Source organism: Collimonas rhizosphaerae (genome assembly GCF_038896935.1).
Lineage (GTDB): Bacteria > Pseudomonadota > Gammaproteobacteria > Burkholderiales > Burkholderiaceae_D > Collimonas > Collimonas rhizosphaerae.
This window is the reverse complement of record NZ_JBANDC010000019.1, coordinates 1-17,988: the sequence shown is the minus strand read 5'-3', so window position 1 is coordinate 17,988 and position 17,988 is coordinate 1. Positions and strand designations below refer to the sequence as shown.

General features: G+C 61.2%; 13 protein-coding genes and 1 pseudogene. 4 read left to right on the top strand and 10 right to left on the bottom strand.

Features of this window, described 5'->3' with window-relative positions:
- Window positions 1-583: 583 nt before the first annotated feature.
- On the bottom strand, window positions 584-1,324 hold the full coding sequence (locus tag V8G57_RS21500; protein ID WP_342831125.1) for an aspartate/glutamate racemase family protein: 741 nt from the start codon (window positions 1,322-1,324) through the stop codon (window positions 584-586).
- A gap of 2 nt (window positions 1,325-1,326) precedes the next feature.
- Window positions 1,327-2,790, bottom strand: a complete 1,464-nt coding sequence (locus V8G57_RS21495) for an NCS1 family nucleobase:cation symporter-1 (protein WP_342831124.1) — start codon at window positions 2,788-2,790, stop codon at window positions 1,327-1,329.
- 495 nt (window positions 2,791-3,285) lie between these two features.
- Between V8G57_RS21495 and V8G57_RS21490 the strand changes: the two genes are divergently transcribed.
- A complete protein-coding gene (locus V8G57_RS21490; RefSeq protein ID WP_342831122.1) occupies window positions 3,286-3,999 on the top strand; it encodes a GntR family transcriptional regulator in 714 nt (237 codons plus the stop codon).
- 27 nt (window positions 4,000-4,026) lie between these two features.
- Here V8G57_RS21490 and V8G57_RS21485 read toward each other — a convergent pair whose 3' ends face one another.
- The gene (locus V8G57_RS21485; protein ID WP_092393434.1) at window positions 4,027-5,337 is read right to left on the bottom strand and encodes a replication-associated recombination protein A; all 1,311 of its coding nucleotides are present in this window, start codon (window positions 5,335-5,337) and stop codon (window positions 4,027-4,029) included.
- A gap of 153 nt (window positions 5,338-5,490) precedes the next feature.
- Here V8G57_RS21485 and fdxA point away from each other — a divergent pair, with 153 nt between their 5' ends.
- Window positions 5,491-5,823: a ferredoxin FdxA gene (fdxA, locus tag V8G57_RS21480; RefSeq protein WP_092393431.1), complete on the top strand. Its 333-nt coding sequence runs from the start codon at window positions 5,491-5,493 to the stop codon at window positions 5,821-5,823.
- Window positions 5,824-5,860: 37 nt separating this feature from the next.
- On the opposite strand, the gene lolA is transcribed toward fdxA, so the two are convergent.
- Both lolA and V8G57_RS21470 read right to left on the bottom strand, forming a co-directional pair.
- A complete protein-coding gene (gene lolA, locus V8G57_RS21475) occupies window positions 5,861-6,508 on the bottom strand; it encodes an outer membrane lipoprotein chaperone LolA (protein ID WP_254784904.1) in 648 nt (215 codons plus the stop codon).
- 42 nt (window positions 6,509-6,550) lie between these two features.
- A complete protein-coding gene (locus tag V8G57_RS21470) occupies window positions 6,551-8,896 on the bottom strand; it encodes a DNA translocase FtsK (RefSeq protein WP_342831120.1) in 2,346 nt (781 codons plus the stop codon).
- A gap of 306 nt (window positions 8,897-9,202) precedes the next feature.
- Between V8G57_RS21470 and trxB the strand changes: the two genes are divergently transcribed.
- Both trxB and V8G57_RS21460 read left to right on the top strand, forming a co-directional pair.
- Window positions 9,203-10,159: a thioredoxin-disulfide reductase gene (trxB, locus tag V8G57_RS21465; protein WP_092393422.1), complete on the top strand. Its 957-nt coding sequence runs from the start codon at window positions 9,203-9,205 to the stop codon at window positions 10,157-10,159.
- A 93-nt stretch (window positions 10,160-10,252) separates the two neighbouring features.
- Window positions 10,253-10,903, top strand: a complete 651-nt coding sequence (locus V8G57_RS21460) for a Smr/MutS family protein (protein WP_092393419.1) — start codon at window positions 10,253-10,255, stop codon at window positions 10,901-10,903.
- Window positions 10,904-10,923: 20 nt separating this feature from the next.
- On the opposite strand, the gene V8G57_RS21455 is transcribed toward V8G57_RS21460, so the two are convergent.
- From V8G57_RS21455 to V8G57_RS21435, 5 genes and pseudogenes are all read right to left on the bottom strand, one after another.
- Window positions 10,924-12,069 (bottom strand): PA0069 family radical SAM protein, encoded by a 1,146-nt coding sequence (locus V8G57_RS21455; RefSeq protein ID WP_425458318.1) that lies wholly within the window; start codon window positions 12,067-12,069, stop codon window positions 10,924-10,926.
- Between the two features lie 76 nt (window positions 12,070-12,145).
- Complete coding sequence (locus tag V8G57_RS21450; protein WP_342831119.1) at window positions 12,146-15,229, bottom strand: efflux RND transporter permease subunit; 3,084 nt, start codon at window positions 15,227-15,229, stop codon at window positions 12,146-12,148.
- A 14-nt stretch (window positions 15,230-15,243) separates the two neighbouring features.
- The gene (locus tag V8G57_RS21445) at window positions 15,244-16,422 is read right to left on the bottom strand and encodes an efflux RND transporter periplasmic adaptor subunit (RefSeq protein ID WP_342831118.1); all 1,179 of its coding nucleotides are present in this window, start codon (window positions 16,420-16,422) and stop codon (window positions 15,244-15,246) included.
- Window positions 16,423-16,598: 176 nt separating this feature from the next.
- On the bottom strand, window positions 16,599-17,642 hold the full coding sequence (locus V8G57_RS21440) for an acyltransferase family protein (RefSeq protein ID WP_342831117.1): 1,044 nt from the start codon (window positions 17,640-17,642) through the stop codon (window positions 16,599-16,601).
- Window positions 17,643-17,650: 8 nt separating this feature from the next.
- Window positions 17,651-17,988 (bottom strand): annotated as a pseudogene (locus tag V8G57_RS21435) (phosphomannomutase/phosphoglucomutase); the annotation flags it as partial.

The window sequence follows — 17,988 nt, the reverse complement described above, 5'->3', positions numbered from 1 at the left end:
TTCCACGCAAAAGAAAAACATCGCAAGGGTGCATTGCGCTTTTCCTCTACTCAATCCAAGACCAAAATGTATGACCAATGTGCGTTGATCGTCAACAAGACGACAGGAACAAAACAACACAATCACCACTAAACATTTAATTATTTGAACATTCCTCTATTTGCGTTCAGCGATTCTGACCGGCGATGCCCGATTGTTACCTTGGATTTATTGGACATTCGCATGGCGCCTGGCTGAAGCATCTGTACAGGAATGCGTCACATGGCTTGCGCGCGGCGCAGCCCTGCTGCAGATGAAGCAATATCGAGGCCAAGATACAGCCGATTGCTCCTGTTTGCGGGTCGAAAAATAAATATGGAAATTTAAAAAAATAATGGCACTTTTTTTTGCCTCAAGTGGCAATGCATATGAGCAGGCCGTAATGTGCGAGCAGGAATTTTCGGCGGATGTTTACAGAATCCGCTAAACAATCATTGCGATTGGCTCACGGCAAGCGCACCTTTGGTGCATGGCGCACGGCGGAAATGCAGAACCGCAAGGACGGGCAAATGCTGGCCGTACAGCCCGACCTCCGGGCGGCCCCTTATCGCGGCTCCCAGGCGAACTTTTCCAGCGAACCGGTATAAGGCTTCGCCAGGGGAAACGCCAGGTCGCCGCGCTTGCCGGTCTTCAGGCCCAGCTGCACCAGGCTTTCGGCCAGTTTCAGCGCCACCGCCACGCCGTCGATCACGGCGATGCCCAGCTCCTCTGCAAGCACCTTGCAGAGGTCGCTCATGCCGGCACAGCCGAGCACGATGCTGTCGACCCTGTCCTGCGCCATCGCCTGCCGGCATTCGGCGAGGATGGTGCGGTAGGCGTCCGAGCCGGGCCGCTCCAGGTCCAGCACATTCAGTTCGCAGGCACGCACCTTGCGGCAAAAGCGCTGCATGCCGTACCTCTCTGCCAGGTGCCAGGCGATGCCGCAGGTCCGTTCGAGCGTAGTGACCACGCTGAAACTGTCGCCGACCAGGCTGGCTGCATGCATCGCCGCTTCGGCGATGCCGATCACCGGTCCGCGTGCGGCTTCGCGTGCGGCGTACAGGCCGGGGTCGCCGAAACAGGCGATCACATAGGCATCGACGCCGGCAGCCTCGCCCTTCCTGATTTCATCGAGGATGCCCGGCACGCTCAGCGCTTCGTCGTAGTGGCTCTCGATCGACGCCGGCCCCATGTCCGGACTGACCGCAATCACCTCGGTGCCGGCAGCCGCCACCCGGCGCGCGCAAAGACCGATCTTCTCGGTCATGCTCCAGGTCGTATTGGGATTGATGACTTTGATTTTCAAGGTCAGGCGCTCGCTGCTCCTGCCGTTTTCGGCGCCGGCTGCTTATCGCTGATGGTCCAGTAGATCGCCAGGCCGCACGCCATGCCGATGAACCAGCTGAAGTTGGCCAGGCTGCCGAGGGACGGCAGCAATACGCACAGAACCGGAATCGCGGCCGCCGGGACCAGCGCGATGATGGCCTTGGGGTTATAGCCGTTGCTGTACCAGTAAGCGCCTTTGCGGTCCATGGTGTACAGGTCGTCGACGATCACCTGCTGTTTCTTCACCAGGTAGAAGTCGGCAATCAGGATGCCGAACAAGGGGCCGATGAAAGAACCCAGGATATCGAGCGTGTAGTGGATCACATGCGGATTGTTGAACAGGTTCCAGGGCGTGATGAAAATCGAAGCGACCGCGGCGATCATGCCGCCCATGCGCCAGCTGACCAGCTTCGGCGCCACGTTGGAAAAATCGAAAGCCGGCGACACGAAGTTGGCGACGATGTTGATGCCGACCGTGGCGATCATGAAAGTCAGGCCGCCCAGCACCACCGCAAAGGTGTTGTCGATATGGCTCACCATCTCCACCGGATCGGTGATCAGCTTGCCGTACAGCGGCAAGGTGGCGGCGATGCAGACTACGGTCAACAACGAGAAACCGAGGAAGTTGACCGGCAAGCCCCAGAAATTCCCGCGCTTCACCGATGTGAAATCCTTGCCGTAGCGCGAAAAATCACCGAAGTTGAGCATCGGCCCGGAGAAATAGGACACCACCAGCGCCGTGGCGTTGACCATGACCGGGATCGCCGCCGCGCCGCTGTATTTGATGCCGCCCAGGTTCAGGTCGATATTGCTCCAGCCGGCTTTGCTGATCAGCCAGGCCGCCAGCAGGAACATCACCACATACACCGCCGGCCCGGCCCAGTCGATGAATCGGCGGATGGCGTCCATGCCGGTCCAGAACACGATCGCCTGCAGCACCCACATCACCATGAAACCCAGCCAGCCCAGGTAAGACAAGCCGGCAAAACCGTATTGCCTGAGGTCGGCGTAGATCGCCAGCTGCGGAAAAAATTTCAATACGATCAGGAGGAAGGCGCCGGACGCCAGGTAAGTCTGGATGCCGTACCAGGCCACGGCAATCAGTCCGCGGATGATCGCCGGAATGTTCGCCCCCAGCACGCCGAAGGTGGTGCGGCAGATGACCGGATAAGGCGCGCTTGTGAGCTGGCTGGGCTTGGCCACCAGGTTGGCGAAGAATTGCACGATCATGATGCCGGCCAGCAGCGCCACCAGCACTTGCCAGCTGCTCAGTCCGAGCGCAAACAGGCTGCCGGCGGTGACATAACCGCCCACGCTGTGCACATCCGACATCCAGAACGCAAAAATGTTGTAGCTGCCCCAGGTCTGTTTTTTCAGCGGCGCCAGGTCGTCGTTGGTCAGCCGGTCGTCATACGAGGGCTTGATAATGGCATTGTGCTGTTCCATCGTGACTCCTACTCCAGGATGTTGAAAATCAAACCGGGCGGAACATCGCCGGGGTCTGGCTTTGATTGGCAAAACCGGCCGATATTGAAATCGCAATAATCATCTACAATCATGTATAAGATTGCGCACAATCGTGATCTACACATAAGCCAGAATCGTGCCAAGCGACGCCAAGGCCAAGTCGAACAGGGGCGCGACAGTCGAAAACAGAGGGGATTTTTGGCCGAAAAACAAGCTGCGGCTACATGGTTACGGGTGTTTCAAGCGCGCACAAATTGGTGCAAAAATCCGCCATTTATGTGCACCCGCCTCGCAATGATGCAATTTCCTGACGGCTGACGACGACAAATCAAGCCAGGCGTGCAAGCGGCAGGGTTCGGACTTATACTGTCGCCATATCATTGGCAGGATGCGGCGATCCATGAGAAAATTGTGCACAATATCAAAACAAAACATCCTTGAGGTAGCGCCAGGACAGACAGCGGAGGCCGTGGCATGAGCGCAGTTCCCAAAGGCAGCCAGGCGGAATTGAGCAACGATGAAATCGATGCCCGCATCCACCTCGCCATCATCGACGCCATCCTCGACCACCAGCTGCCGCCCGGGACACGCCTGGTCGAAGCGCCGCTGTGCGAAGCGTTCGGCGTTACGCGCGGCACCTTGAGGCGGGTCTTTGTGAAACTGGCGCATGAGCGCGTGATCGACCTGCAGCCGAACCGCGGCGCCGTGATCGCCATGCATGACGTGAAGGAAGCGCGCGAGGTGTTCGAGGCCCGCGCCATCCTCGAGGGCGGCTCGGTCAAGAGCCTGGCCGCCAAACGCAAGGTTTTGCCGGAATTGCGCGCGCTGGTGACAAGAGAGCATGCGTTGCGCGAACAAGGCAACTGGGGAGAATGGATACGCCTCTCGGGCGAATTCCATATCAAGCTCAGCGAAGCCAACCAGAACAATATCGTCAGCGCCTACCTGCGCACCCTGATCGCGCGCACGTCCCTGCTGATAGGCTTGTATGAAACGCCGAAACGCAACAGCTGTTCGGCCGACGAACACAGCGGCATACTGGATGCGATCGAACAGGGCGATGCCGAACGGGCGGCCAGGCTGATGGAGCATCACCTGGGTGAATATGCCTCGGAGCTGCTGACCGAAACCGGCCAGCCCAAGGAAGTCGATTTCGCCAGGCTGTTTGCGCCGGTGCGGGCGGCCTGACTTCCCTGCCTGGTTTTTACTCCGCGCCTAGCCTTTATCGGCGTTGGCCTGGTCATCCAGGCTTTTCAGGAACTGCATTTTCTCGCCTATCTTGGACTCGACGCCGCGCGGCACCGGCCGATACCAGCCGGGATCGCCTATGCCGTCGGGCAGGTAGGTTTCGCCGGCAGCATAGGCATGCGGCTCGTCGTGCGCATAACGGTATTCGTGGCCGTAGCCGAGTTCCTTCATCAGCTTGGTCGGCGCATTTCTGAGATGCACCGGCACTTCCCGCGATTTGTCTTTCCTGACAAACGCCATGGCCTGGTTGAAGGCGTTGTAGCCGGCATTGCTCTTGGCCGCCACCGCCAGGTAGATGACGGCCTGGCCCAGCGCCAGCTCACCCTCCGGCGAACCCAGCCGCTCATAGGTGGCCGCGGCGTCGTTGGCGATCTGCATCGCACGCGGATCGGCCAGGCCGATGTCTTCCCAGGCCATGCGCACGATCCGGCGCGACAGGTACCTGGGATCGGCGCCGCCGTCCAGCATGCGGCACAGCCAGTACAGCGCGCCGTCCGGACTGGAGCCGCGCACCGATTTGTGCAGGGCTGAAATCTGGTCGTAGAAATTGTCGCCGCCCTTGTCGAAGCGGCGCGCATTCAGGGTCAGCGCATTTTGCAGGAACTCGCTGGTGACCTGGGTCACGCCGGAAGCCTTGATGGCGCTGCCGCTCTGCTCCAGCAGGTTGAGCAGCCGGCGCGCATCGCCGTCGGCATAACCGATCAGGGTATCGACCGCGGCGGCGTCGAACTGCAGGTGCGACAATACCCGCTCCTGCGCGCGCGCCAGCAGCAGCTTCAGCTCATCCTCGGTCAAGGCTTGCAGCACATACACCTGCGCCCGCGACAGCAAAGCGGAATTGACTTCAAACGAGGGATTTTCAGTAGTCGCGCCGATAAAGGTCACCAGGCCCGATTCGGCATACGGCAGCAAGGCGTCTTGCTGCGACTTGTTGAAGCGGTGGATTTCATCGACGAACAAGATCGTATGCTTGCCTTGCGCCAGGTTCTGCTGCGCCTGCTCCATCGCCCCCCGGATATCCTTGACGCCGGAGAACACCGCCGACAGCGGGATGAATTCACAGTCGAAGGCATTGGCTGTCAAGCGCGCCAGCGTGGTCTTGCCGACCCCGGGCGGCCCCCACAGGATCATCGAATGCGGCTTGCCCGATTCAAACGCCAGCCGCAGCGGCTTGCCCGGCCCCAGCAGGTGGCTCTGCCCGATCACCTCGTCCAGGGTCGCCGGACGCAGGGCTTCGGCTAAAGGCGGTGTAGGTTCTACTTTGAAGAGATCGGACATGGTTCAGTGGAAAATGGTCTTTGTCTGGAAAATCAAATGTCATGCAGCATCTTAATGGCGGCGACGGAAACCTGCCGGCGGCGGCGCCCTGCGCGAAGACGGCGATTGTGAGAGAATCCCAGTCGATTTTGACCAGCACACATCCAGCCCGCCATGCCCTTTGTCGTCACCGATTCCTGCATCCGTTGCAAATACACCGACTGCGTCGACGTCTGTCCTATGGATTGCTTCCGGCAAGGGCCGAATTTCCTGGTGATCGCGCCGGAGGATTGCATAGACTGCTCGATGTGCGTGCCGGAATGCCCGGTCGGTGCGATCTACAACGAAACCGACCTGCCCGGCGAACAACGCCACTTTGCCGAAATCAACGCCCGCCTGGCCGCCCATCCGGACTGGAAGCCGATCACCCGCTCGCAAGCGCCCTTGCCCGACCATGAAGCCTGGCGCGACGTCGCCAACAAGCTGGAATTCCTGGAACAGGCTTAGCCGCCCGGCATTGCGCCTGTCCCGCGCCCGGTCTCGACTACTGGTTGAGCACATCCGCACCCTTGGGCACGACAAACTGGAACTGCCCGGCCGACAGCGGCGGATTCTTGACGAAGTTCTTGAAGGTCAGCAGCGATACCTGGCCGAACGAATCGCGCAATTCCATCGCATGCGGCAAGCCATCCTTCAAGCCGATGCCGATATGGTCAAAGGTGGTGTCCTTGGCTTTCGGCGTCGCTTCCAGCCATTCCATGCCATCCTTGGCCTGGCCTTCCTTCAGGATGAAATTCTTTTCCAGGTCGTTGCTGCCGAACAGGATCGCCGCCGGTGAAGAACCCAGCGCATTGCCGAGGCTCTTGGTGGTCACCTGGTTCAAATCCTTGTCGTAGATGTACAGCCTGTCGCCGTCGGCTTGCAGCACCTGTTCGTACGGTTTCTGGTAAGTCCAGATGAACTTGCCCGGCCGGGCAAAGATAAAGATCCCGCTGGAAGTGCTGGTTACCTTGGGCGCCTTGCCGGCGTCGATTTTCACCAGCTGCTGCGAGAACTCGCCCCTGGCCGACTGCGTGCTGCTGACGAAGGACTTGAACTGCTCCAGCGCGCTGGCATGGGCCAGCGACGGCAACAGCGCCATGCTCAGGGACAGGCCGACAATCAGGCGGCCCGACTTGAACTTGGCGAACATGTTGTTACCGGTCAAGCTGGCGATGATTTTCTTTTGCATATCTTATTGCTCCGTATTGCTATTTCCCGCCGGCACCAGGATTTCCCGGTTGCCGTTGGATTGCATGGTTGAGACCAGCCCGCTTGTTTCCATCTGTTCCAGCAAGCGTGCCGCGCGGTTGTAGCCGATGCGCAGATGGCGCTGCACCAGCGAAATCGAGGCGCGCCGGTTTTTCAGCACCACCGCCACCGCCTGGTCGTACAGTTCGTCGCCTTCGGTGCCGCCGGCCGCCGCGCCGCCGCCCGCTGCGCCGTCGGCGCCGTCTTCCAGCACGCCGCCTTCCAGTATTCCTTCGATGTAGTTCGGCTCGCCTTGTTCCTTCAGGTAGTCGACCACCCGGTGCACTTCTTCATCCGAGACGAAAGCGCCATGGACCCGGATCGGCAAGCCGGTGCCGGGCGGCATGTACAGCATGTCGCCCATGCCGAGCAGCGCTTCCGCTCCCATCTGGTCGAGGATGGTGCGCGAGTCGATCTTGCTGCTGACCTGGAATGCGATGCGGGTCGGCACGTTGGCCTTGATCAGGCCGGTGATCACGTCTACAGATGGGCGCTGCGTCGCCAGGATCAAGTGGATGCCGGCCGCGCGCGCCTTTTGCGCGATACGCGCGATCAGTTCTTCCACCTTCTTGCCGACCACCATCATCAGGTCGGCCAGCTCGTCGATGATGACGACGATGGTCGGCAGTTTTTCCAGCGGCTCCGGCGCATCCGGCGTCAGGCTGAACGGATTCGGGATCTTTTCTTCGCGCTTGTCGGCTTCAGTGATCTTCTGGTTGTAGCCGGTCAGGTTGCGCACGCCCATCTTCGACATCAGCTTGTAGCGGCGCTCCATTTCATTGACCGCCCAGTTCAGCGCATGGCCGGCCTGGCGCATGTCGGTGACCACCGGCGCCAGCAGGTGCGGGATGCCTTCGTAGATCGACAGCTCCAGCATTTTCGGATCGATCAGGATCAGGCGCACCTGGTTCGGATCGGATTTATACAGCAGGGACAGGATGGTGGCGTTGATGCCCACCGACTTGCCCGAGCCGGTCGTGCCGGCCACCAGCAAGTGCGGCATCTTCGCCAGGTCGGCCACCACCGGATGGCCGGCAATGTCCTTGCCGAGCGCGATGGTGAGGCTGGAGACGCCGTCGTTGTAGACCTTGGAGCCGAGGATCTCGGTCAGGCGCACAATCTGTCGTTTCGGATTCGGCAATTCCAGGCCCATGAACATTTTGCCGGGAATCACTTCCACCACGCGGATCGAAGTCAGCGACAGCGAACGCGCCAGGTCGCGCGCCAGGCCGACGATCTGGCTGCCCTTGACGCCGGTCGCCGGTTCGATTTCGTAACGGGTGATCACCGGGCCGGGATAAGCTGCCACCACCTTGACCTGCACGCCGAAATCGGAAAGTTTTTTCTCGATCAGGCGGCTGGTGAATTCCAGCGTCTCGACGCTCACGGTCTGCTGCTGCGGCGGCGCTTCGTCCAGCAGCGACAGCGGCGGCAGGTTGGTGTCGGGCAAATCGGTGAACAAGGTGCTTTGCCGTTCTTTCTCGACCCGTTCCGATTTCGGCACCGCCACCACTTGCGGCTCGATCCGGATCGGCGACGCCACCACGATCTTGGCGCGCTCCTGCACGACCACTTCTTCGCGCTTGACCGCAGCCACCTGCCCTGCCTTGCGGTCTTCGCGGGCGACATAGAAATTCTTCAGCCACAGCAGCCCGTTCTCGATGCCAGCGCCGATGCGCTCAGCCACCGTCAGCCACGATACGTGGAAAAACAGGCTGATGCCCAGCGCAAACAGCAGCAGCAGGAACAAGGTCGAGCCGGTGAAGCCGAGCGCGGTTTGCGCACTGCTGCCGATCAGCTGGCCCAGCACGCCGCCGGGCGCGCGCGGCAGCTGCATGTGCAGCGACGACATGCGGGTGTATTCGATGCCCATGCTGCCGACCAGGATCAAGGCAAAACCGGCGCCGCGGATCAGGCCTTCCTGGTGATGTTCGGGCTCGGCCGTTTTTTCCACCAGGAAACGCTGGGAAATGCGCCGGTAGCCCTGCCACAAGGTGCGCAGCAGCAACGCGCACCACCACCAGGCCGAGGCGCCGAATACGAACAGCATCAGGTCGGACAGCCAGGCGCCGATGCGGCCGCCCCAGTTATGCAGGTGCGGCACCACGTTGGCGTGCGACCAGCCCGGATCGGATTTCGAGTAGCTGGCGAAAATGATGATCAGGTAGGCTGTGACGACCGCATAGATGATCCAGCGCGCTTCATACAGCAGCCGGACCAGACGGCTCGGCAGCGGCGGCGCCTCTTGCGGCTTGGTGTTGCGGGTATAGGCTTGGCTTGTTCTAGTCATAAATCCGGTTGGTGTTGCTTCGCTGTTGCTTTACAGGGTGGCCAGAGTGTTCTCACAGTTGAAATTATGCACCCAATACCTATATATATAACCAGTGTTTGATGTTTCCATTTGAAACATTGCTAAAAAACCCGGCGCGGCGGGCATGGAGTTCTGATGCGCCGCACATGGGTAGACTATAATCTTACCGAGTTTTTACGCGCAATTTGATGATCCTGACAATATTTATCCGCTTGTCCGCCGGCCGCCCGCGGCCATGGATACGCACTCACGATCGTTGCTTGATATCTGTTACCTGAGGCTTACATGACCACTACCAAACCCGCCAAGCACGCCCACGTCCTGATCCTGGGCTCGGGGCCTGCCGGCTACAGCGCCGCTGTCTACGCCGCCCGCGCCAACCTGAAGCCGGTCCTGATCACCGGCGTCGAGCAAGGCGGCCAGCTGATGACCACCACCGACGTCGAGAACTGGCCCGGCGACCCGCACGGCGTGCAAGGTCCGGAACTGATGCAGCGCCTGCTCAAACACGCAGAAGAATTCAACACAGAAATCATTTTCGACCATATCCACACCACAAAGTTGTCTGAAAAACCATTTCGCCTGATCGGCGATTCCGGCGAATACACTTGCGACGCCCTGATCATCGCCACCGGCGCCTCGGCCCAGTACCTCGGCCTGCCGTCGGAAGAAGCGTTCATGGGCAAAGGCGTCTCGGCCTGCGCCACTTGCGACGGTTTCTTCTACCGCGGCCAGGAAGTCGCGGTGGTCGGCGGCGGCAATACGGCGGTTGAAGAAGCGCTGTACCTGTCCAACATCGCCAGCAAGGTGACCCTGATCCACCGCCGCGACAAGTTCCGCGCCGAGCCGATCCTGGTGGACCGCCTCAACGCCAAGGTGGCGGAAGGCAAGATCGTCATCAAGTACAACCACACGCTGGATGAAGTCACGGGCGACGGCAGCGGCGTCACCGGCATCAACATCAAGTCGGTGGCCGACGGCAGCATCACGCCGATCACGCTGCACGGCGTCTTCATCGCCATCGGTCACAAGCCCAACACCGGCATTTTCGACGGCCAGCTGGACATGCGCAACGGCTACATCAAGACCCGGACCGGACTGGAAGGCATGGCTACCGCCACCAGCGTGCCGGGCGTGTTCGCCGCCGGCGACGTCCAGGACCATATCTACCGCCAGGCCATCACCAGCGCCGGCACCGGCTGCATGGCGGCGCTCGACGCCCAGCGCTTCCTGGAAGACTAAGGCCCTGCCCGGCAGCCGCGGCGGCAGCGTTGTCGCCGCGGCCGCCGGCTCGCCGCACATCGCCGCCCTTCATCCCTAGCAGACACGCATATCATGGCCGGCCCGATCAAAGACTTCAGCGCCCTCAAATCGCTGCGCAAGGAAATCAAGGCGCAGGACGAAGCACGCCAGGCCGCGGCGGCGGAAACCAAACGCCGCGAGCAGGAAGCACGGCGCGACGCCGACATCTTCCGCAGCAGCATCGGCAACGTCAAGCCGCTGGCGGTGCCGCCCAAATTCACGCCGGCCATCCCGCGCCCGCTGCCGATCGCGCGCCAGCACCTGGCCGACGAACAGGCTGCGCTGGAAGAATCGCTGTCGGACGATTTCAACATCGAAACCTTGCTCGACACCGATGAAACGCTCAGCTTTGCCCGCAACGGCATCGGCCCCGACGTCATGCGCAAGCTGCGGCGCGGCCACTGGACCATCCAGCAGCAGCTCGACCTGCATGGCCTGCGGCGCGAAGAAGCGCGCGAAGCCCTGGCCGAATTCCTGCGCCTGGCAGCCAAGCGCGGCTGGCGCTGCGTGCGCATCATCCACGGCAAGGGGCTGGGCTCCATCAACAAGGAACCGGTGCTGAAATCCAAAGTCCGCAACTGGCTGGTGCAGAAGGAAGAAGTGCTTGCCTTCTGCCAGGCCACCGCCGCCGAAGGCGGTTCCGGCGCCTTGCTGGTGCTGCTCAAGGGCCAGGTCGCCACATGACGATCCATCCGCGGCGCCTGCTAAAACAAACCCAGCTGGCCTGACAGCCGGTCCTTTTCCGGCTGCACGTACGGCCGCCGGAAACGGCTCGCATCCAGGGTCCCGAACGAGCCGCCATGCCACAGGCCGAACCGGAGCACGGCCTTTTCAAAACGCTGCCGCAACAGATCCGCCCACACACCCTCGCCGCGCATGCGGGTAGCGAAATCGGCGTCATAGTCGGCGCCGCCGCGCATTTCGCGGATACGGTTCATCACGCGGTTGGCGCGCTCCGGAAAATGCGCCTGCAGCCAGTTCTGGAACAGCGGATTCACCTCCCACGGCAGGCGCAATACGGTATAACCGGCGCGCACCGCGCCCGCCTCGGCTGCCGCTTCCATCACGCGCTCCAGGTCCGGTTCGGTGATAAACGGGATCATCGGCGCGATGCTGACGCTGACCGGGATGCCCGCCTGCGCCAGCGTGCGGATGGTGCGCAGGCGCCGCGACGGCGTCGCCGCGCGCGGCTCCAGCGTGCGGGCGATGGTCGCGTCCAGCGTCGCGATGGTGACCGCCGCTACCACCTGCCGCTTAGCGGCCATGGCGGCCAGCAGGTCGATATCGCGCTCGATCAGCGACGACTTGGTGATCAGGGCCAGCGGATGTTCGCAATCGTGCAGCACCTGCAGGATGCGCCGCGTCAGCTGCAGGTCGCGCTCGCAGGGCTGGTAGGCGTCGGTATTGATCCCGAGCGCGATCGGCTCGGCGGCATAAGAAGGTTTGGCCAGCTCCCTGAGCAGCAATTCCGGCGCGTTGACCTTGGCAAAGATCCGGCTCTCGAAATCCAGCCCGGGCGACAGGCCCAGGTAGCTGTGCGACGGCCGGGCGAAGCAATAGATGCAGCCATGCTCGCAACCGCGGTAAGGATTCAATGAGACATTGAACGGCAGGTCGGGCGAGGCGTTGCGGCTGAGGATGCTCTTCGCCTGCTCTTCGGTGACGATAGTGCGCACCGCAGCCGGCTCCAGCTGCTCGTCTTCCGCCGCCCAGCCGTCGTCGAATTCCTCGCGCTGCGCAACTTCGTAGCGGCCTTGCATGTTGCTGGTCGCGCCGCGGCCCTTGCGCGCAAAGCCTGGCGCCTGGAACTGGATTACCTGGGGTGGAGGTTTCTTTTGACGATCTGACATCGTGGCACCGATTACTGTATGTATATACAGTATATTAGCGCATATCCTGTCTTTTGCAACGCGGCGGCAAATCGGCCTAAAAATTCAGCGTCGCATCGGCACGCATGCGACGTAGCCGCAACACCAGCCTGTCCATATACAGGTAAACGACCGGCGTCGTGTACAAGGTCAGCACCTGAGACAACAAAAGTCCCCCAACCATGGCGATGCCCAGCGGCCGCCGCAGCTCCGATCCCGCGCCCGCACCCAGGGCCAGCGGCAGTGCGCCCAGCAGCGCCACCATGGTGGTCATCATGATCGGCCTGAAACGCAGCAGGCATGCCTTGTAAATCGCTTCTTCGGGCGACAGGCCGCCGGTTTCCTCGACGATGGCGACGTCGACCATCATGATCCCGTTCTTCTTCACGATGCCGATCAGCAGCATGACCCCGATCAGCGCCACCAGCGAAAAATCATAGTGCAGCAGGATCAGCGCCAGCAAACCGCCGATCCCGGCGGAAGGCAGGGTCGACATGATCGTGACCGGGTGGATAAAGCTCTCATACAAGATGCCGAGCACGATGAAGATCGCCAGCAATGCCGCCAGGATCAGGAACGGCTGGTTCGCCAGCGATTCCTGGAACGCCTGGGCGCTGCCGGCAAACACCGAAGTCAGGCCGGCCGGCTTGGCCATCGAATGCTCCTTGGCATTGATGGCGTCGATGGCGTCGCCCAGCGCCTGCCCTGGCGCCAGGTTGAACGACAGGGTCGACGCCGGAAACTGGCCGTCATGGTTGACCGTCAGCGGCGCTGACGAATGTTCGAAGCGGCTGATGGCGCTCAGCAACACCGGCACGCCGCTCTTGGACGGCACATAGATGCGGGCCAGTGCGCTTTCATCGAGCTGGAAGCGCGGATCGACTTCCAGGATCACGCGGTAGACGCTGACCTGGGTGTAAAAGCTCGCTACCTGGCGCTGGCCGAAGGCGTCATACAAAGTGTCGTCCACCGCCTGGGTGTTGACGCCCAGGCGCGCCATCGCTTCCCGGTCCAGCACGATCTGCAGGCGCGGCGCCGTCGGCTCGCTATCTCCTTCGACATCGCGGATCTGCGGAATCGCGCGCAGCGCCGCCAGCATGCGCGGCGTCCACAGCTGCAGCTCCGCCAGGTTGGCGTCGCGCAGCGTGTACTGGAACTGGGTCTTGCTGACGCGTGCGCCAATCTGCAAATCCTGGCGCGCTTGCATATGCAGCGTGATTTCCGGGATATCCTTGACGCGCTTGCCGATGCGGTCGATGACTTCGTATACCGACGCCTGGCGCAGCTCAAAAGGCTTGAGGTCGATCAGCAGCCGTCCGACATTGAGCGACGGATCGCCCTCGATCCAGAAATAGACATTCTGGATATCCGGATCCTGCCTGACCAGGTTCGCCAGCCCCTGCATCTGGCGCAGCATCGCCGGATAAGAGATATCCGGCGATGCTTCGGTAACACCGGCGATCAGGCCGTTGTCCTGCTGCGGGAAAAATCCCTTGGGAATGTAGACATAGATGCCCAGGGTCACCACCAGCGTCGCCAGCATCACCCCCAAGGTCAGGCGCTGGCGCCGCAGCACCGCGCGCAAGCCGCTGGCGTACGCCTGGCGCATGCGCTCAAGGAAATGTTCACAGCGCCGGTGAAACCAGCCGCTGCGGTGCGCCGCCTGGACGGTCAGGAAACGCGCGCACAGCACCGGAGTCAGGGTCAGGGAAACCACGCCGGAAATCAGGATGGCGATTGCCGCGGTGTCCGCAAATTCGCGGAACAGCCGCCCTACCACGCCGCCCATGAACAGCAGCGGTATGAAGACCGCCACCAGTGAAATCGTCATCGAAAAAATGGTAAAGCCGATCTCATGCGATCCCTTGAATGCTGCCTCCTGCGGCTCCATGCCCTCCTCCACATGGCGCAGGATGTTTTCCAGCATCACGATCGCGTCGTCCACCACAAAGCCGATGGAAATCGTGAGGGCCATCAGGGACACGTTGTCCAGCGTGTAGCCAAGCCCGTACATGGCGGCCATGGTGCCGAACAGCGACAGCGGGATGACAATCGCCGGGATCAGGGTGGCGCGGATGCTGCCCAGGAAAATGTATACGACGAACACCACCAGCAAACAGGTCAGGAACAGCGTGAACTGCACATCGCTGACCGATGAACGTATGGTCTGGGTGCGGTCGCCCAGCAGCACCAGGTGCAGCGAAGGCGGCAGGTTGCGTTCAAGCGTGGGTAAAACCTCTTTTACCTTTGCCACGGTGGCGTTGACGTTGAATCCTATCTGCTTGTGCACATCGATCATGACCGCTTGATGCCGGCCCAGCCAGGCGCTCTGCTTGACGTCCTCGACGCTGCTGACGATGACGCCGGCATCGCGCAGCTTGACTGTCGCGCCGTTGCGCGAGGTCAGCGCAATGGCGCCGTATTGCGCCGACTCGCTGAGCTGGTCGGTGGTGTCCAGGGTGATCGTCTGGCGGCTGCCGTTCAAGGTTCCTTTCGGTCCGTTGGCCGTGGCTTCAGCGATGCGCTGACGCACATCTTCCAGCGTCAGTCCCATCGTTGCAACCCGGTTCGGATCCATCTGGATACGTACCGCAGGCTTCTGCCGGCCGTGGTAATCGATCGCCCCTACCCCGCGCACGCGCGCGATCTCGGGCGTCAGGAAATTTTCGACATAGTCGTCGACCTGGCCGATCGGCATGTTGTCGGCATAGACGGCGATCGTCATCAGCAGGGCGTCCGACGGATTCTTTTTCTCGAAAGTCGGCGGATGCGGCAGATTCTTGGGCAGGTCGCCAAGCGCCGCGTTGATCGCACTTTGCACGTCCAGCGCGGCGGCGTCCACGCTGCGCGCGAGGTCGAACTGCACGCTGATCGAACTGGCGCCGAGCGAACTGCTCGAAGTCAGGGAGGTGACGCCGGGCAGGATCGCCAGCGCCCGTTCCAGCGGCGAAGTAATCGAGGAAGCGACTGTTTCAGCGCTGGCGCCGGGCAAATCGGTATTGACTGAAATCGTCGGGATATCGACCTGGGGCACGCCGGCTATCGGCAATTGAGTGTAACTGGCGATGCCGATGAACAGCAGCCCTATCATCAGCAGGAAGGTGGCTACCGGGCGTCGGATAAACCATGCGGAAAGGTTCAAGGTCGCGGCCCTGGTTAGCGTAAAACAACGCTGCTTGCGTCCGGCTTGGCCTGAGCCGCCGCATCCTTGACATCGACCCGCGCTCCCTCCTGCAGCTGGAACTGCCCCTCCACCACCACACGGTCGCCGGCAGCCAGCCCGGCCAGGATGACGGTGCGGTCGTCGGATATCGGCCCAACCGTGACTTCCCTGGATTCGGCAATGTTTTTCGGCGTGACGACATACACGTAAGGATGCTGCGCCCCGGCCTGGATGGCGGTGGACGGAACCGATATCGCACCGGGCAGTTCGTTCAGCATCACCCGCACCGATGCAAACGCGCCAGGCCACAGCTTTTCCTGGGCGTTCTTGAAGATCGCCTTGCAGCGGATGGTGCCGGTAGCGGCATCGACCTGGCTGTCGATCAGCGTCAGCTCGCCCTCGTCCTGCACCTGCCTGCCGTCGTCCGCCAGCGCCTGCACGCGCAAAGCCTGGCTAGCCTGGCTAGCCTGCTGCCGGCGCAATACCGGCAGCAAAACCTGGGGCAAGGAGAAAACCATGGCGATCGGCTGGATCTGGCTGACAACCACCAGTCCGTTCGCATCGCTGGCGTGGACCAGGTTGCCGGCATCCACCAGCCGCGCGCCCAGGCGGCCGTCGATCGGAGTGCGGATCGTGGTGTAGCCCAGCTGCAGCCGGGCCTGGTCGATCTGGGCCTGGTCGCCGTTCAAGGTAGCGCGCAGCTGTTCCAGCTGGGAGCGCGTCGTGTCGCGGATCTGGGTCGTGCCGGAATCGTGCTGCACCAGGAACTCGTAACGCTCCAGGTCGCGGCGGGTATTGGCGAACTGAGCGCTGTCTTTCTGCAGCTGGGCCTGGGCTGCGCGCAGCTGCACTTCAAAAGGCTGGCGGTCAAGCTCGACCAGGACGTCTCCGCGCTTGACGTTGCTGCCTTCCCGGAACAGGACTTTATCGATTTGCGCATCGACCCGCGCATGCACCACAACGGTATTGAGCGCCTGGACGGTTGCAGCGCTGTCCAGGTAGCTGCGCACGTTCTTCCGTTCAACCAGCGCGACCTTGACCGCAACCGCCTTTCCCGCATCGTCGTTTTTCCTGCCGGCCTGGCCCCACCATCCAAAATGGGCGCCTGCGAAGTACAAACCTGCCGCAGCGATTACCGCGCCGACCAGCCATCGGGATTTTGCCAGTTCCATGCTTTATCTTTTTGATATGGGAGATGTACGCATGACTCTGCGCGAATGCGAAATTATCAGGCAATACTTAGCCGGAACTTAGTTTTGACTTTATCATTGCGACAACCTTTCCGCCTGTCGCCGGCGCTGGAAGACTGCCGGCGACAGGATTTCCAGGCAACGGCGACAGGCGGATTTTATAAACGGATTGGCAGGAAACGCAATAAATAAATCAGCGGGACACAAAGCAGGATAGCCAAAGCGCTGCTCACCACGCTCCAGCCGAGTGCGTATTGATAGTCGCTCGCAATAACGTGCAAGGACAGCGCCGCACCGCGCACCAGCCCGAGGAAAACGAAATGCGCCGGGAAAATCACCAGGGTGTTTTCTGAAAGCCAGCCGGTAATTCCTGACGCCGGCAAGAACTTCGAAATACATAAAACGGCAACGATCCCGAACATGGAAACCGGCAGGTAAAGCAAGGGCTGCGCACCGAAATACATGGTAGCCAGGTCTACCCTGTCGTTCCATTGCCCGGCGCCGACAAGCGCCGCCGCCGACACCAAGCCAAGCAGGAACAGCGGTCCGGTGCGCATGGCGTCAAACCAGGCACGTGCGCGGACATATTGCCCGATCGCGTAAAACGACAGCGCGACCCACATCGCATCCAAGCCAAGCAGCAGCCTGTAAGGCGGACGGCTGACGGCCAGCGTGACGGCAAATCCGAGAATCGCAAAGCAACAGGTAGCGGCCGTCAGGTTCAACAGCTTGCGCGCAGCCTGGTACACGATCACCGTCGCGACCAGGCAAGGAAAGAACCAGAGCGGCGGATTGATATACAGGTCCGGCTCCAGGCCTGTCAGCAAACCGGCGATGGGGTCGTACCACGGGCGCCCGGCGGACAAGGCTGCTTTCACCCCGACGTTGCGGGTGGCAAACCAATACAGGTAAGCGAAACAGAAAAACAGAAAATACGGCCAAGCCAAAGTGCGCAATATTTTCTTTGCGCTGACAGGCACGGAATCCGCCAATTTATCCGGCTTGAGCAGGAATCCGGAAATGAAGAAAAACAGCGGCACATGGAAGCTGAATATCAGGCGCACTATATTGTCCGGCAAACCTTTGCTGTGGCCGATGACGATCAGGACGATGCCGATAGCCTTGGCATTGTCGATGAATACGTAGCGGCCGGCTGCGGCCGGGCTGAGCGATGAGCGTTGAAGCGACGGAAACAATCTCATCCGGATCGCTATGCGAAAGGCAGCGCCGCATCAGGCTTGGCTGCCAGGATAACACGCTTGAATTCCGACTGGATCCGCGCCAGCGCCTGTTCCGACTCAGCCTCGAAACGCATCACGACCACCGGCGTGGTATTGGATGAACGCGCCAGGCCGAAACCATCCGGATACTCAACGCGCAAGCCATCGATCTTGATGATGTCGTCGGCTCCCGGAAATTTCGCCTCATTCTGCAATTTCTCGATCAGGGTGAAATTCTCGCCCTCCTCCAGCTGCAATTGCAGCTCAGGCGTACTGGACGATTGCGGCAACGCATTCAGCACCGCCGACGGATCGCTTTCGCGGCTCA